This is a genomic window from Sabulicella rubraurantiaca, assembly GCF_017355885.1.
GTDB lineage: Bacteria > Pseudomonadota > Alphaproteobacteria > Acetobacterales > Acetobacteraceae > Roseococcus > Roseococcus rubraurantiacus.
Genome location: NZ_JAFEUU010000060.1, coordinates 1 through 908, shown reverse-complemented (window position 1 = coordinate 908; position 908 = coordinate 1). Strand labels below are relative to the sequence as shown.

The window sequence follows — 908 nt, the reverse complement described above, 5'->3', positions numbered from 1 at the left end:
ATTCGACTTGGCGCCGCTGGCTTCGCTCTGGCGTGGCCCTGTCCGCACTGGCGGGGCTTGGTTTCCTCGCTCTGCCGCAGGTTGCGGAAGCGGCGCCTATCCCCGCTGGCTACGTGTGCGCTGGTGCTTGCGGCACCCTTGGCGCCGATGGCGTCGTAACGGCTCCGCCGATCGGCGGCAGCACCTATCAGTATGTCACCACGGACGGTGGGGTGAACGGCGTCGGTGCCCTGCCGGGCGTCGGTGGCACCGGGAGCCCCACGGATGGTTCTACGCTCACCACGCCGGTCTTCACGGCCCAGGCGGGCGACGCGCTGAACTTCGCCTTCAACTACGTCACCTCGGATGGCTCGGGCTTCGCCGATTACGCCTGGGCCCGACTGGTGACGGACGCGAATGTGGAGGTTGCGCTGCTCTTCACCGCGCGCACGACCCAGGGCGGCAACACCGTGCCTGGCTTCGGCATGCCCGCTCCCGCGGCGACGCTGACCCCGTCCTCCACTCCCATCAACCCGGGTGCAACCACGTGGTCGCCGCTCGGAGGGAACAGCGGCAGCTGCTTCATCAGCCCCTCTGCCGGCTGCGGCAACACCGGCTGGATCCTGTCGAGCTACACCATCGCGGCTGCAGGGAATTACAAGCTTCAGTTCGGTGTCACCAACTGGGACGACCGCGCCTTTGACTCCGGCATGGCCATTGCTGGCGTGACGGTGGGCGGCAAGCCGATCGATCCGGTTCCGGTGCCGGCGCCTGCTTCGCTGGCGCTGCTCGGCTTCGGCCTGGCCGGCATCGCCGCGGTACGCCGCCGCCGCGAGCAGGGCTGACCGGGCGGGGAGGAAGTCCCGCCCTCTTCAAACCCGCCGTCTTCTTTCGGGAAGGCGGCGGACGCCTCAGCGCCGTGCCAGCGC

At 69.4% G+C, this 908-nt stretch carries 1 protein-coding gene; it reads left to right on the top strand.

Features of this window, described 5'->3' with window-relative positions:
* Positions 1-824: NF038132 family protein (locus JTJ31_RS24375; RefSeq protein ID WP_207541329.1), on the top strand; the 824-nt coding region annotated here is incomplete at its 5' end.
* Between the last annotated feature and the right edge of the window lie 84 nt (positions 825-908).